This is a genomic window from Arcobacter sp. CECT 8989 (genome assembly GCF_004116715.1).
Lineage (GTDB): Bacteria > Campylobacterota > Campylobacteria > Campylobacterales > Arcobacteraceae > Halarcobacter.
The window spans coordinates 39,971-54,276 of sequence record NZ_PDKE01000010.1 but is presented as its reverse complement, the minus strand read 5'-3'; the positions used below and the strand labels follow the sequence as shown (position 1 = coordinate 54,276).

General features: G+C 28.3%; 15 protein-coding genes. 4 read left to right on the top strand and 11 right to left on the bottom strand.

Going from position 1 to position 14,306, the window contains the following annotated elements; translation table 11 throughout:
* Window positions 1-2: 2 nt before the first annotated feature.
* Entirely contained in the window at window positions 3-1,247 is a 1,245-nt protein-coding gene (locus tag CRV02_RS10255) for a TolC family protein (protein ID WP_129090256.1), read from the top strand.
* Between the two features lie 6 nt (window positions 1,248-1,253).
* Here the strand turns inward: CRV02_RS10255 and CRV02_RS14835 are convergent, their stop codons facing one another.
* Together CRV02_RS14835 and CRV02_RS10250 are read right to left on the bottom strand one after the other, a co-directional pair.
* The gene (locus CRV02_RS14835; protein WP_164968991.1) at window positions 1,254-1,418 is read right to left on the bottom strand and encodes a hypothetical protein; all 165 of its coding nucleotides are present in this window, start codon (window positions 1,416-1,418) and stop codon (window positions 1,254-1,256) included.
* 12 nt (window positions 1,419-1,430) lie between these two features.
* Window positions 1,431-1,733, bottom strand: coding sequence for a hypothetical protein (locus CRV02_RS10250; RefSeq protein ID WP_129090255.1), 303 nt, complete (start codon window positions 1,731-1,733; stop codon window positions 1,431-1,433).
* Between the two features lie 135 nt (window positions 1,734-1,868).
* Here CRV02_RS10250 and CRV02_RS10245 point away from each other — a divergent pair, with 135 nt between their 5' ends.
* Window positions 1,869-4,139 (top strand): EAL domain-containing protein, encoded by a 2,271-nt coding sequence (locus tag CRV02_RS10245; protein WP_129090254.1) that lies wholly within the window; start codon window positions 1,869-1,871, stop codon window positions 4,137-4,139.
* On the opposite strand, the gene CRV02_RS10240 is transcribed toward CRV02_RS10245, so the two are convergent.
* From CRV02_RS10240 to sufB, 7 genes are read right to left on the bottom strand one after another with little or no spacing between them, the layout of a single operon-like run.
* Window positions 4,132-5,277, bottom strand: a complete 1,146-nt coding sequence (locus CRV02_RS10240; protein ID WP_129085659.1) for an MFS transporter — start codon at window positions 5,275-5,277, stop codon at window positions 4,132-4,134. The two genes, CRV02_RS10245 and CRV02_RS10240, sit on opposite strands and share 8 nt — an antisense overlap.
* Before the next feature lie 2 nt (window positions 5,278-5,279).
* Entirely contained in the window at window positions 5,280-5,624 is a 345-nt protein-coding gene (locus CRV02_RS10235; protein WP_129090253.1) for a metal-sulfur cluster assembly factor, read from the bottom strand.
* 18 nt (window positions 5,625-5,642) lie between these two features.
* A complete protein-coding gene (locus tag CRV02_RS10230; protein WP_129090252.1) occupies window positions 5,643-6,056 on the bottom strand; it encodes a SufE family protein in 414 nt (137 codons plus the stop codon).
* An 8-nt stretch (window positions 6,057-6,064) separates the two neighbouring features.
* Entirely contained in the window at window positions 6,065-7,246 is a 1,182-nt protein-coding gene (locus tag CRV02_RS10225; protein ID WP_129090251.1) for an aminotransferase class V-fold PLP-dependent enzyme, read from the bottom strand.
* Entirely contained in the window at window positions 7,239-8,270 is a 1,032-nt protein-coding gene (locus tag CRV02_RS10220) for a SufD family Fe-S cluster assembly protein (RefSeq protein WP_129090250.1), read from the bottom strand. Before CRV02_RS10220 ends, CRV02_RS10225 begins: the two co-directional genes overlap by 8 nt.
* A gap of 2 nt (window positions 8,271-8,272) precedes the next feature.
* Window positions 8,273-9,013, bottom strand: coding sequence for a Fe-S cluster assembly ATPase SufC (sufC, locus tag CRV02_RS10215; RefSeq protein ID WP_129085654.1), 741 nt, complete (start codon window positions 9,011-9,013; stop codon window positions 8,273-8,275).
* Window positions 9,014-9,046: 33 nt separating this feature from the next.
* A complete protein-coding gene (gene sufB, locus CRV02_RS10210; protein WP_129090249.1) occupies window positions 9,047-10,483 on the bottom strand; it encodes a Fe-S cluster assembly protein SufB in 1,437 nt (478 codons plus the stop codon).
* A gap of 185 nt (window positions 10,484-10,668) precedes the next feature.
* Between sufB and CRV02_RS10205 the strand changes: the two genes are divergently transcribed.
* On the top strand, window positions 10,669-11,202 hold the full coding sequence (locus tag CRV02_RS10205) for a GNAT family N-acetyltransferase (RefSeq protein WP_129090248.1): 534 nt from the start codon (window positions 10,669-10,671) through the stop codon (window positions 11,200-11,202).
* A 14-nt stretch (window positions 11,203-11,216) separates the two neighbouring features.
* On the opposite strand, the gene CRV02_RS10200 is transcribed toward CRV02_RS10205, so the two are convergent.
* Both CRV02_RS10200 and CRV02_RS10195 read right to left on the bottom strand, forming a co-directional pair.
* Window positions 11,217-11,885 (bottom strand): amino acid ABC transporter permease, encoded by a 669-nt coding sequence (locus CRV02_RS10200; protein WP_164968990.1) that lies wholly within the window; start codon window positions 11,883-11,885, stop codon window positions 11,217-11,219.
* A 132-nt stretch (window positions 11,886-12,017) separates the two neighbouring features.
* Entirely contained in the window at window positions 12,018-12,785 is a 768-nt protein-coding gene (locus CRV02_RS10195) for a transporter substrate-binding domain-containing protein (protein WP_164968994.1), read from the bottom strand.
* A gap of 238 nt (window positions 12,786-13,023) precedes the next feature.
* Between CRV02_RS10195 and CRV02_RS10190 the strand changes: the two genes are divergently transcribed.
* Window positions 13,024-14,220 (top strand): NifS family cysteine desulfurase, encoded by a 1,197-nt coding sequence (locus tag CRV02_RS10190; RefSeq protein WP_129085649.1) that lies wholly within the window; start codon window positions 13,024-13,026, stop codon window positions 14,218-14,220.
* Window positions 14,221-14,306: the final 86 nt, after the last annotated feature.

The window sequence follows — 14,306 nt, the reverse complement described above, 5'->3', positions numbered from 1 at the left end:
AGATGAATAAAAAAATACTAAAACTTTTGCCCCTAACATTTTTAGGGGCAAATCTATATGCTTTAGATATAAATGAAGCTATAGATAAAGCATTAACAAATAACAACAGCTATATAAAACAACAATATATTTATGATGAAGCAAAAGCTAATGTGACTAAAAACCAAGCAGGATTTTTACCTAAATTAGATACTTCTTATACATACAATGCAAATAAGTATGATATTGGAGAAGGGAAAGACAACGCAAATGCAAGTGCAGTTTTGTCATACAATCTTTTTAGTGGTTTAAGTGATTACTATAATTTAGATGCAGCAAAAAGTAATAAGTTTGCGTCTAAATATAGTTTAGAAGCTGCAAGATATGATTTAGTATATGAAACAAAAGTAAAGTATATATCTTATTTAAAAAGTCTAAAGAATATTGAGACTTTAGATAATGCATATAAATTATTACAAAAGCAATATAAAGATTCTGAAAATAGATTTGAACAAGGTTTATTAGCTAGAAATGATTTACTTCAAGTTAATGCACAAATGCTTCAAGCTAAACAAAATCTTGCACGGGCAAAAGCTGATTCAAAAGTTGCTTGGTATAGCCTAAAAAATATTTTAGGTGGTAGTTTAGAAAAAAGTGAGAAAATAGAAGACCTAAATAAAAATGCAGTTTTTGCTTTTGATTATAAAGAGGAAGAGATCTTTTCAAGAAGTGAAATTAAAGCATTAAAGAAAACGGTTGAAGCCTTAAGTAGTCAAAAAAACGCAAATGCATATGGTACAGCTTTGCCATCGGTTTCTTTGAATCTTGCACATACAAAGTATGGACAAGATGCTTCTTTAAACTCTGATGAGTTAACTTATGATGAGCAGTCAACAGCTACTGTAAATGTAAAGTGGAATTTATATAATGGTGGAGCAGATTATGCTCAAACTGTTATTTTAAGAAAAAAGTCTTTACAAGTAAAAGAAGACTTAGAAGAGTTAAAATTAAATATAAAACTACAATACGAAAATGCAGTTGAAGAGTTTGATGTTTCTAAATTAAACTATGAAACTGCAAAGATATCTTTAGAGCAATCAAAAGAGAACTATAAAATAGTAAATAATAGATTTAATGAAGGTTTATCTACAAGTACAGATTTAATAAATGCAAACTTTTTATTAACACAAGCAAAACAGAGTTTTGATAATGCCTTTTATGATAGATTTTTAGCCAAAGCTTCTTTAGACAGAATAGCTGAAAGATAGATTTATTTAATCGAAGAACTTGAACTCTTTTTCAAGTTCTTCTTTTGTTGCCCTTTCTTCTTTTCTTTTTTTATATTTTTTCATTGTTTTAAAATACTTGAAACTTTGAAAAAGGGCAAAGATTACAAAAATAAATAGAAATATAGAGAAGATAATAAAAATTATTTCCATGTTATTCTCCTATTAATTTGAACCAAATCCTAAGAAATTACCTTTCTTTTCATTTTTCTCTTCAAGCTGTTTTTTAGTAGGAACATTTTCTACTCCCTTGAATTCATCAAACCATTTTAGCTGTTCTGGTGTACGTTTTATCTCTTTGTTCTTATCTGTAGAACTAAAGTCAAAACCGCCTTTACCGAAGTTCATCTTATCATAAATTAGAAATGCAAAAATTATAATTGCAATTGTAACTAAGATTTTAAACACTGTCTGTGATACAGTTGTTGCAACTGTTTTCTTTTTTTGTACTTTATATTCTTTTGCCATAATAGTCATTATTACATAAAAATTATTAAAGCAACTTTTTTTATTACAACTAATAGTTTTAAACTATAAAACTTTTTTGACACTATTTTGATACCCTTCTATTATAAAATTACATGATTTCACGTAGGACTGAAGATGGAGAAAATAAATTATAAATATACTTTTTTAACACTATTTTTTTTGATGGTGTTTACTTTATTAGCATTATTAATCTTTTCTTTTAAAATCTCAAATGAAAATGATATTAATACTTTATCCTCAAATAGTATTAAAGAAAAAATGTTCATAAAAGAGAAAGAGTTTTTATCGAAAATAGATAGTTATATCTCAACTTTAGAGGCTATTTCTCATAACAGTTTTTTAAAAGAGTATATAAGTAAAAGTGAGAAAAAAGAAGCCCTAGAGCAACTGCTTGTAACTATACAAAGAACACTTCCTGAAGCAATACAAATTAGAGTACTAGATATGGAAGGTATGGAAAAAATACGTGTAAATAGAGTCTCTTTAGGAAGACTAAAAGAGAAAAACTTTTCTCAGATAGTTCCTTCTAATGAGCTTCAAGATAAATCAAATAGAGATTATTTTCATAAGTTTAAAGACTTAGAAGCATATGAAGTTGGTTTCTCTAAAATTGATTTAGAAATAGAACAAGAGAAAATAGTAATACCTAAACAAACATCATTAAGACTAGGTACAGTAGTAAATGATAATCAAGGTAGAAAGAGTGCTATTTTGATTATAAATATAAATATGACTGAGTTCTTTGAAGAGTTTGAAAAAAATGTTTTATATGATGTAATGCTTATAGATAAAAAGGGTAAATTTATTTTACATTCAAATAAAAAGTATGGAATACTTTCTAATACTTTTGATACTTTTTTATTTAAAGATGCCTTTGCAAATGAGAATACTTCTTTAGCTTTAAGATATGATGAGTACTCTTCTGATACTTTTTATTCTAAGAAGTTAAAGCAATTAACAAATGGTCAAGATTTAAGACTGGTACTAGGTTTAAAATATCATGAATTAGCTTCTTCAAAAGAGAAAGATAGAGATTTAACATATTTAATCTTTATTTTATTGGTATTATTACTTTTACCATTGATTATATATTTTTCAAAAGCACCTGACAATTTAAAAAATAAACTAAAAACTCAGATGATAACGGACAACTTGACAAACCTTTCAAATAAAGAGGGTTTACTTTATGAGTATCAAAATAATAAAAGCCTTGATAAAATAGTAATTGTTGTACAAATAGATAACTTCTTGAAAGTTGCAAATGCCTATGGTTATAAAGTAGCAAATCAGTTATTGAAATCGATTACAAAATTTTTAGAAGAGTACCAGTATCGAAATAGATTTTTAGAACTTTATAAACTAGATAGAGACTCTTTTGCTTTTATTTATAGTTTTGAAAATAGAAGTCTTCTAAAAAAAGATTTAGAGAGATTATATAAAGATGTTGAGAATGAAGAGTATGTTATTAGAAATAATTTTAAAATTCTAGTTGAATGTACTGTCTCTTCAAGTAGTATTGAGCCATCAACTAATATCTCGAGAAAACTTGAAGAAGCAGAAATTGCTTTAGAAACAGCACATTATAAAAGAAGTGATATTTATATTTATAATAAAAATGACAGAAGAGCAGAACTAAACAAAGATAATATTAGATTGGCTACAAAAGTAAAAAAAGCTATTGAAAATGATGATGTTCTTGTTTATTTTCAACCAATTTATAATAACAAAACAAAAAAAATTGAAAAGTATGAGACTTTGGCTAGATTAAAATATGAAGATGAGATTATCTATCCAAATAGTTTTTTATCTATTTCTAAAGATATAAAAAAATATAAAAAAGTTACAAAAGCAATAGTAAAAAAATCTTTTGAATATTTTGAGCATCTTGATTCAGAGTTCTCTATAAATCTTAGTGCAGAAGATATCTCTTCTAAAGAGATGATAAACTATATCTATAAAATGATAACTGAGTATAAGGTTGGAGATAAGCTTGTAATTGAGATTGTAGAGTCCGAGGCAATTGAAAATTATGATGAGTTTTTGAAGTTTATTAAAGATGTTAAATCTTTAGGTTGTAAGATTGCAATTGATGATTTTGGAAGTGGTTATTCAAATTATCAGTATATTATTAATCTAAATGAGTATATTGATTATCTTAAAATAGATGGAACTTTAATAAGAGATATTCATACAAATAGAAAAACACAATTGTTAGTTGGGACACTTAAATTTTTATGTGATAACTTAGGTATTAAAACAATTGCTGAGTACATAGAAAATGAAGAGATATTTGAATATGTAAAATCAATGGGAATAAACTATTCACAAGGCTACTATATAGGTAAGCCCCATGAAGAGATTATTGATAATATAGAGGTTAGTTAAAGTTTTTAAAAAGACCTCTATTTAAAAATACAAATAGGAAAATTCCTACTAGCATTGAAATAAATACTAGCATTGTGATATTCCAACCAAAGTTTGCATATACAAAAGATGGAGCAAAAGAACCAATCGCTCCACCTAGGTAATAGAAACTAAGATACATACCTGAAGTAAGTGCTTTTTGATTCTGTTTTAAAGAGTTTGCAATTCTTGTTGCAACGGTATGAATGATAAACATTCCTAAGCAGAATAAAAACACTAAAGAGAATAAGAATAGGGCATTTGAGCTAAAGAATCCTACTGTTGCAATAAAGAATATTCCTATACCTGCTAAAACAGTTGGCAGTTCTGTTTTAAATAGGGCAATAATTTTATGAATAGTAAGAGAAACTACAATTCCAACTCCATATCCAAGATATAATAAACCAATTTGTGTTTCTGTTATATCTGGAACTTGCTCTTTAATTCTAAATGGTAGAATATTTAATATTCCTCCAAAAATAAAGAAGATAACGAACATTAATGAATATATTACAACAAACCTTTTGTCTTTAAGAATATTTGCTATATCAGCTAGTTTTGGCTTAGCTAATTCAGTATCACCTTCAAAAGATAGTTTTCTAATTAAAAGTAAACCAAATAAAAGAGCTAATGATAGTGAGAAAAATACAGTTCTCCATCCAAACTCTGTAGCAATGAATCCTGAGAAAACCCTTCCTACAAGACCACCAAAAACGGTTGCAGCCACATAAATAGACATATTTACTTTAGTATTCTCTTTATCATTTGCTAAAATTGTCATACAGGCTGTTAAAATAGCTGGAACTATCATAGCTTCAATGGTTCTAATAGTTAAGAAAACTTCATAAGAGTTTGAAAAACTAAGTGCTAAATTTGTTACAAATAGTGTAATTGAAGCAACTGTTAAAACAGTTTTAGTTTTTACTGACTCTAAAATATATCCATAAATAATAGGTGATATTGCTAAGAAAAGCATGATAACAGCTGTAAAAGATGAAGCTTTTACAACTGATACGTCAAACTCTTTTGCTAATAATGGTTGAATAGGTTGTGTTGCGTACATTACTGATAATAAAACAGTAATTGTATATATAATAATTAATAGCTCGTTTCTTTTCATTTTTAGATGTGAGCTCCAGAAGCTGCCATAATATCCTTTCCATCATCACTAATCATTGAAGGATCCCAAGGTGGATCAAAAACTAACTGTACATAAGCCTCATCTATGATATCAGCTGTTTGTGTTACATATTTAACTTGTTCAACTAAGCTTTCTGCAACTGGACAAGCAGGAGAAGTTAAAGTCATCTCAACATTTGCATAAACATAGTTGTTTTTTTCTTCAAAATCTATTTTATATATTAACCCTAAATCATAAATATTTACTGGTATTTCTGGGTCATATACTGATTTTAATCTTTTAATTACATCTTCTTTTAAAGCTTCTTTGCTTTCAATAATTGACATATATAATCCTTTTTGACTCTAGTTGATACTTAGAGCATACTCTTTAATTTTTTTAATCATGCCAATTACTCCACTTTGTCTGTTTGGAGTAATAACCTCACTAAGACCTAGTTCATAAACTATATCCATATCCACTTCTTTTAATTCTTCAATAGTAGAATCAGAGAAGATATTTAGAATAATATAAACTAAACCTTTTACAATAACTGCGTCTGAAGTTCCTTTGAAATAAAGTTTGTCATCTTTTTTTTCTACAATAAGCCATACTTGCGAAGTACAACCATGTACAATATTTTCAGGAACTTTATGTTTCTCTTCAAGTTCAGGAAGTTTTTTTCCTAAATCAATAATATATTCATATTTTTGTAGTTCATCATCAAAAAAGTCTAAATCCTCTTTTATATCTTGAACTCTTTTTTCAATAGTATTCATATCACTCCTTAACTTAGCATATCAAGAGCTTTTTTCAAAGCAGTTATAAGTTTATCAACATCTTCTTTTGTATTATAAAAGGCAATAGAAACTCTTATAGTACCTTTGATATTTAGTTGTTTCATAATTGGTTGAGCGCAGTGGTGACCCACTCTTAAAGCGATTTTCATTTTGTCAAGTAAAATTCCAATATCATCGTGCATGATATTTTTAAAGTTAAAACTTTTACTTCCAATTGAGTCTTCTAAATTATTATAGAAGATTATATTTGGTAGTTTGCTTAACTGATCAGTCAAATACTCATAAACTTCATGCTCTTGTTTCATAATTACATCATAACCAACTTCACTTATATAATCTAAAGCTTTAGCAAAACCAATTACACCTGCGATATTTTGAGTTCCAGCTTCAAACTTATAAGGGGCGTCAAGCATAGTTGAACTTGAAAAATCAACTTGGTCTATAGTTGCTCCACCTGTTTGATAAACATCTACTTCTTTTAAATATTTTTCTTTTATGTAAATAGCTCCAACCCCAGTTGGTCCAAATGTTTTGTGTGCTGAAATAGCAAAAAAGTCCACATCAAGTTCTTGCATATCAACGCTCATATGGGCTAAACTTTGGGCTCCATCAATCATAACTACACTATCATATTTGTGTGCTAGTTTTATAATTGCTTTTATGTCATGTATTTTTCCAAAGGCATTTGAAATATGAGTAACACTTACAAATGAGTTTGGGTTAGCTTTTAATATATTTTCATAATCTACAAAATCAAAATCTAAGTTTTCATTACAAGAAACTACTTCAAGTCCATCCCCAAGTGTTCTTTCTTGCATATGCCATGGAACAATATTTGAGTGGTGTTCAAGTGAAGATATGATTACTTTTTTAAACTTTTTTGCAAATGAAGATGCAATAAAGTTAATTGACTCTGTTACACCTTTTGTAAATATTATTTGCTCTTTGCTTGGAGCATTGATAAACTCTTGTAAAGTTTTTCTTGCATTTTCATAGTTTAAAGTTGCTTTATTTGCATCACCAAAAGAGCTTCTATGCGTATTTGCACAATATTTTTCATAATACTCAACTTGTGAGCTTATAACTTCTTTTGTTTTTTGTGTTGTAGCAGCATTATCTAAATAGACAATATCACTATTTGAAAAATAGGGAAAATCCTTTTTAAACATAACTGCTCCTTTCATAATCTATTATAAAATCTTTTACTTTTTCGTCTAAAATAGTATCTAAAATCTCATTTTCTATGGCTTTTAAAAGCATCTTTTTAGCCAACGCTTCATCTATACCCCTTGATTGTAGATATAAAAGTTGATCTTGGTCTAAAGAACCTGTTGTAGCCCCATGACTAGCTTCTAATTCATCAATATTTATCTCTAAGTGAGGTTTTGCAAAAATAGTTGCATCATCACTTAATAAAATAGTGTCAGTATTTTGATGAACCTTTGAGTATAGAGCTTTTTCATTTACCTTTGACATAGCTTCAAATACTGCTTTTGAATTATCATGTAAAATATGTTTGTATTTTATATGACTTGCATTGTTTTTTTCTATATGATTTGTATTAAATATAGAAGAAGAGTTAGCCTTTTCAAAAAGATTTACATAGCCATTTATATTTAGTTTAGTATTCTCTTTTTCTAAATTTGAATCATAGATATTAAGGGCAAAACCTTTTCCTATCTCAAAGTTTGTATGATTTATAGATGCTTCATCTTCTAAGTTGTTTATATAGTTTAATATCAAAAATGTTTTTTCACTCATATCTTGTATTTTTAGATACTCTAAATGGGCATTTTCATTTATATTAAACTCTCTAACTACATTATAAAAGTTATTCTCTTTTTCATTTATAAATACTTCAATTACTGAAGCTTTTATATCTTTTGATACATTTATTTTTAAAGAGTTTGTGTTTATACTATTTTCCTTTTCTAGTTTGTGTACAATCACAATTGGCTCTTTTGTATCTTCATTTATATTTAGTTCATAATTCTTAGTTTCTAATCTTTCGTTTATTTTAATCAGTTCATTTGTAGCGCTAATAAGTTCACTACCTTCTTGAACTTCTATATTTAATTTGTATTCATTGAAAAATTCAAACTCTTTTTCTAATATAGGGTTTAAATTTATTTTTCTAAAATCTTCATCTTTTTTTGTTGGAAATTTTATATCTTTTAAATCAATTAGTTTCATAATTACTCCAATCCTTGAAACCCAACACTGTCAAGTTGTTGAGCTAATTTATAATCTCCCGTTTTAACTATCTTTCCATCTTTTAAAATATGAACAAAGTCAGGTTTTACAAGATTTAATAGCTTGTCATAGTGTGTAATCATAAGTAGTGATCTACTTTTATCTTCTAATAGACTATTTATAACATTTGCAACAGTTTTAATTGCATCTACATCAAGTCCTGAGTCTATCTCATCAAGCATGATTAAATCAGGTTTTAAAAGTAAAAGTTGAATCAACTCATTTCTTTTTTTCTCACCACCAGAGAAACCATCATTTAAATCCCTTTTTAAAAGTGATTTATCAATATCAAATTTTTCTAGTTCACCTTTTGAGTATTTTAGAAAATCCATTGCATCTAGTTCTTCTTCATTGTGGTATTTTCTTTTTTCATTTACAATAGTCTTTAGAAAATAGCTATTGTTTACTCCTGGAACTTCAACTGGGTTTTGAAAACTTAGGAAGATTCCTTCTTTAGCACGTTCAGATACATCTAAATCTAAAAGGTCTTTCTTCTTATAACTTATTTCACCACCAGTAACTTCACAGTCATAATGGTCACTAATAGTTTTTACTAAAGTTGATTTTCCTGCACCATTTTGTCCCATAAGTACATGAATTTCACCTGGTTTAATCTCAAGGTTTAAACCTTTTAAAATCTCTTTATTTTCTATATTTACTTTTAAATCTTTAATATTTAGCATAATTTATTCCTTTAAAAATGTTCTTCTTTATTTTTATCCCACACTTCCTTCTAAAGAGATATTTAATAACTCTTTAGCTTCCGCTGCAAACTCCATAGGTAACTCTTTTAATACCTCTTTACAGAATCCATTTACAATCATAGCAATAGCATCTTCTTCATCAATACCTCTTTGAGATAAATAAAATAGTTGTTCTTCAGATATCTTTGAAGTTGTTGCTTCATGTTCAATATGTGCACTTGAGTTTTTAATCTCATGGTATGGATATGTATGTGCTTTACATTTATGTCCAATTAACAGTGAGTCACACTCTGAAATATTTCTTGCATTTTTTGCATTTTTACCTACACTAACTAATCCTCTATAGGCATTTACACCAGTCATAGCAGAGATACCTTTTGAGATAATAGTAGATTTTGTATTTTCACCTAAGTGAATCATTTTACTACCAGTATCTGCTTGTTGGGCTTTGCTTGAAATTGCTACAGAGTAGAATTCTCCAACGGAGTTATTTCCTTTTAAAACACATGAAGGGTATTTCCAAGTTAAACTAGAACCTGTTTCAACTTGTGTCCAAGAGATTTTTGAGTTATCACCTTTACATAAACCTCTTTTAGTAACAAAGTTTAAAATACCACCTTTACCTTGCTCATCACCTGGGTACCAGTTTTGAATAGTAGAATATTTTATTTGTGCATTTTCTAGGGCTACTAATTCAACAACGGCTGCGTGAAGTTGTCTTTCATCTCTCATTGGAGCTGAACAACCTTCATTATATGAAACATAAGAGTTTTCATCACAAATAATAAGTGTTCTTTCAAACTGTCCTGTATTTAAAGCATTTATTCTAAAGTAAGTTGATAATTCCATTGGACATCTAGTATTTGGTGGAATATATACAAAACTTCCATCTGTAAATACTGCACTATTTAGTGTTGCAAAGTAGTTGTCATTTTTACTTACAACTGAGGCTAAATATTTTTTTAGAATTTCTGGATGAGAATGGGCTGCTTCTGAAATAGAACAGAAGATAATACCTAATTTCTCTAACTCTTCTTGATAAGTAGTTTTAACAGAAACTGAATCAAATACAGCATCAACTGCAACACCAGCAAGCATCTTTTGCTCTTCTAATGGAATACCAAGTTTTTCATATGTTTTTAAAATCTCTGGGTCAACTTCATCTAAAGAATCCAATGCTTTTTTAGGTGCACTATAGTATGAAATATCTTGATAATCTATTTTTGGATAGTTTAGATGTGCCCAATCTGGCTCTTCCATCTTTAGCCAAATCTTATATGCTTTTAATCTAAAGTCAAGTAACCACTCTGGCTCTTCTTTCTTTTTTGAGATGGCTTTTATCACATCTTCATTTAAGCCTTTAGGAAATGTATCACTCTCTACAAGTGTTTCAAAACCTAGTTTGTAGTCTTGTTTTAAAATCTCTTTTAAATGTTTGTTTTCACTCATTTTAAAGCCTTTTTCTAATTAGGACTAAAATTGTCCTATTTAGAGAAATTTAACATATGTTCATTAAATAATAGTATAAATGTTTAACTAATATTTTACTTTAAATAAAATTTTAACTTTATTTCAAGTTCTTTACAAGTAGTTTTGAGTAGATTACTGCTTTTAATTTTATAATAGGAGATATTATGGAACTTGTATTTATTGAAAGTAAAGATAATAAGTACTTTGATAAAGCATGGAAATTATATTTAGACTCTTTTCCTGAAGTTGAAAGAAGAACATTAGAAGAGCAAGAAGAGATTTTAACTGATAAAAATTTTAAAATGACTTGTTATGTGGAAGATGAGGTTTTAATCTCTATTGTCTTTTTTTGGAAAATTAATACAAAAAATAAAGTATATACTTTTTTAGAACATTTTGCTGTAAATAGCGAATTAAGGGGGCAATCATATGGCTCTAAAATTTTAGAAAAATTTATAATTGATAATAAGAATATAGTTTTAGAAATAGAACCAATAGTAGATGAAATCACACAAAAAAGACTAAACTTTTATGAAAGGTTTGATTTTGTTGTAAATTCTTACGAACACTTACAAATACCCTTTAGAAATGATGTACAAGAATTAAAGTTAGTGTTAATGAGCCAAAAAAAAACTCTTTCACAGCAAGAGTATAAAAAGCTTTATGAGAGTATGAAAAAATCTCTTAAAAGATTTTAACACACCTCATAATTTTAGATTTTTATTTTTGCTTCTAATTTATTTGTATAGTATGAAATTGGGTAGGTTAGAAGTAAATATCCAATTGCAAGGGGAATATAACTTTCCAGTGTAGAGTAAGTATATGCATTTACCTCTTGGGCATTCATTGTAAATTCACTAATAGAGATAATTGAAAGTAAAGAAGAGTCTTTAATTATACTTGCAAACTGTCCTGTTAAAGCAGGTAACATTCTTCTAAAAGCTTGAGGGAAAATCACATATCTGTACATTTGATAGTTTGTCATTCCTAAACTTAGACTTGTTTCAAACTGTTCTACTTCAACTGATTGAATAGCACCTCTTATAATTTCACTTACATAAGCTCCTGCAAAAAGAGCTAAAATAACTGTTCCTACGACATACCTATTTTCAAAGCCTAAATTATTTGCAAATACATAAAAGAAAATAAGTATTTGTACTAAAAGAGGAGTTCCTCTTATTAGTTCGATATAAAATCTTGAAAAAAATCTAAGTAGTATAAACTTTGAGTTTTGCCCATAAGCAAAAAACAGACCAATAATAAAACTTAGAATAAGAGCAAAAAATGAAATAACAATAGTCATTAAAAAACCATCAATAAACTTTTGTTTATATTCATAAACACTTGTCCAATTGAAGTTATAAGAGATGTTTTTAAACATAAAATAAAATGTAATAAAAACAATAGCAATAAGAAGAACAAAGTTAAAAAGGTAAGCAGCTTTTGAAAGCTTTTTACCTTTTTTAAATCCTAATTCATTAATAAATAGATTTTTTAGTTTAATTTTTAAGTCCTAGAAGAAAAATGGAATGCCAAGGTCATCAAATGTTTTTTTAGCATCAGTTAGGTATTTATTTGCAAAAGAGTCAAATGTTCCATCTGCTTTTGCTTTTTTAATAAATGCATCAACATCTTTTTTAAGTGGGCTATCTTTTTTTAGTGCAACTCCCCAGTATTCAAAGTCTTCTTGGAAAGATTGAAGAAGTGCTACAGTTGTATCTTTGTTTTTTGCATAGTTTTTATAAATAGTTAATTGATCATATAAAAACCCATCTGCTTTACCTTGAACTACTTCTAAAACACAAGCAGCTTCTTTATCAAATACTAAAATTTCTGCATTTGGTAAATTGTCTTTTGCATAAACATGTCCTGTTGAACCTTTTTTTACAGCAACTTTTTTACCAGCTTGATTTAAATCATTAATTGAAGTAATAGCAGAGTTTTTGTTTGCTAAGATAGCTAGTGAAGATTGAGCATAAGGAATTGAAAAGTCAATTGACTTTTTTCTCTCTTCAGTAATTGTCATAGAAGAGATGATTAAATCAATTTTTCCTGTTTTAAGTGAAGGAATAAGACCATCCCAAGCGATATTTTCAATAACAACTTCACGTCCTAGCTCTTTTCCTAAAGCTTTTGCAAAATCAACAGATACTCCAGAAGGTGTTCCATCTTTTTCACTCATTTCAAAAGGTGGATAAGCAAGCTCCATCCCAACTTTTAATACTTTCTTCTCTTCTTTTGTTTGAGAAGAATCATCATTACAACCAGAAATAAATACCATTAGAAACGGTACGATAAGTGTTAATAGTAATTTTTTTAACATAAATAATAACCTTTAAAGTTTTTTATATTATGTCATAAGAAGCTTATTTTTTTATTAGAATTAATTAAAAATATCTACATTTTTTAATTAAGACTGTTTTTATCCTATTTAAAATATAATTACGCGATTTAATTAGAAATAACACATAATTATGGAATAATATCGTGTTAAAATGTAAATAAAAATAGGAATAAGAATGGAAGTATACTTAGACAATAATGCCACAACTAAGGTTGATCCACAAGTTTTTAAAGCGATGGAACCTTTTTTCTGTCATATTTATGGAAATCCTAACTCTTTACACAAGTTTGGAGCAGGAACACATCCAAAAATGGTTGAAGCTTTAGATTACTTATACTCTGGAATTAATGCAGCAGATGAAGATGATTTTATCATAACTGGAAATGCAACTGAGAGTAATAATACTGTTATTAAAGGTATTTGGGTAGATAAAATTTTAAATGGAAATAAAAACCATATTATTACAAGTGAAGTAGAGCACCCAGCAATTACTGCAACATGTAAATTCTTAGAATCTCAAGGTGTAAGCGTTACATATCTTCCAGTAAATGAAGAGGGTGTATTAGAAGCACAACAAGTTGCAGATTATATTAAAGAAGATACAGCACTAGTTACAATTATGTGGGCAAATAATGAAACTGGAAAACTTTTCCCAGTAAAAGAGATTGGTCAAATCTGTAAAGATGCAGGAGTACCTTTCCATACAGATGCAACTCAAGCAATTGGTAAAGTTCCAGTTGATGTTCAAGAGTGTAATGTAAACTACTTATCATTATCAGCTCATAAATTCCACGGACCAAAAGGTATTGGTGGATTATATATTCAAAAAGGTTTTGAATTAACTCCATTATTACATGGTGGTGAGCAAATGGGTGGACACAGAGCAGGTACTGTTGATGTTGCATCTATGATTGGAATGGGAGTTGCTATGAAACTTGCAACTTCACCAGAGGCATTAGCGTATGAAAATACTGAAGTTAGAAGATTAAGAGATAAATTAGAGAATGCAATTTTAGAAATCCCAGAAACAATTGTAATTGGTGGAAAAGATAATAGAACACCAAATACTACACTTATTTCTATCAGAGGTGTTGAGGGTGAATCAATGCTATGGGATATGAATCAAAAAACAATCGGTGCATCAACTGGTTCAGCATGTGCTAGTGAAGATTTAGAAGCAAACCCAGTAATGAATGCATTTGGAAGTGATAGTGAGCTAGCTCATACAGGTGTTAGATTCTCCTTAAGTAGGTTTAATACAGAAGAAGAGATTGATTATGCAATCAATGTTATTAAAGGTGCTATTGCAAGACTAAGAGGAATCTCTAGTTCTTATGCATACACTCCAAAAAATCACGTATCAGAGTTGTAAGAAGAAATAAAGGCAACTCGTTGCCTTCTTTAGAGTTTTGTTTCTTTTAAAAGGGATTTATTCCCTTTGAAAAAAAGAAAAAATAT

Excerpts from the sequence above, each read along its gene's own strand:
- sufB (WP_129090249.1), bottom strand. The coding sequence starts at position 10,483 with ATGAGTGAAAACAAACATTTAAAAGAGATTTTAAAACAAGACTACAAA.
- CRV02_RS10255 (WP_129090256.1), top strand. The coding sequence starts at position 3 with ATGAATAAAAAAATACTAAAACTTTTGCCCCTAACATTTTTAGGGGCA.
- CRV02_RS10225 (WP_129090251.1), bottom strand. The coding sequence starts at position 7,246 with ATGTTTAAAAAGGATTTTCCCTATTTTTCAAATAGTGATATTGTCTAT.
- CRV02_RS10240 (WP_129085659.1), bottom strand. The coding sequence starts at position 5,277 with ATGAAAAGAAACGAGCTATTAATTATTATATATACAATTACTGTTTTA.
- CRV02_RS10195 (WP_164968994.1), bottom strand. The coding sequence starts at position 12,785 with ATGGTATTTATTTCTGGTTGTAATGATGATTCTTCTCAAACAAAAGAA.
- CRV02_RS10235 (WP_129090253.1), bottom strand. The coding sequence starts at position 5,624 with ATGTCAATTATTGAAAGCAAAGAAGCTTTAAAAGAAGATGTAATTAAA.
- CRV02_RS10220 (WP_129090250.1), bottom strand. The coding sequence starts at position 8,270 with ATGAAACTAATTGATTTAAAAGATATAAAATTTCCAACAAAAAAAGAT.
- CRV02_RS10245 (WP_129090254.1), top strand. The coding sequence starts at position 1,869 with ATGGAGAAAATAAATTATAAATATACTTTTTTAACACTATTTTTTTTG.
- CRV02_RS10190 (WP_129085649.1), top strand. The coding sequence starts at position 13,024 with ATGGAAGTATACTTAGACAATAATGCCACAACTAAGGTTGATCCACAA.
- CRV02_RS10205 (WP_129090248.1), top strand. The coding sequence starts at position 10,669 with ATGGAACTTGTATTTATTGAAAGTAAAGATAATAAGTACTTTGATAAA.
- CRV02_RS14835 (WP_164968991.1), bottom strand. The coding sequence starts at position 1,418 with ATGGAAATAATTTTTATTATCTTCTCTATATTTCTATTTATTTTTGTA.
- sufC (WP_129085654.1), bottom strand. The coding sequence starts at position 9,013 with ATGCTAAATATTAAAGATTTAAAAGTAAATATAGAAAATAAAGAGATT.
- CRV02_RS10250 (WP_129090255.1), bottom strand. The coding sequence starts at position 1,733 with ATGGCAAAAGAATATAAAGTACAAAAAAAGAAAACAGTTGCAACAACT.
- CRV02_RS10200 (WP_164968990.1), bottom strand. The coding sequence starts at position 11,885 with ATGTTTAAAAACATCTCTTATAACTTCAATTGGACAAGTGTTTATGAA.
- CRV02_RS10230 (WP_129090252.1), bottom strand. The coding sequence starts at position 6,056 with ATGAATACTATTGAAAAAAGAGTTCAAGATATAAAAGAGGATTTAGAC.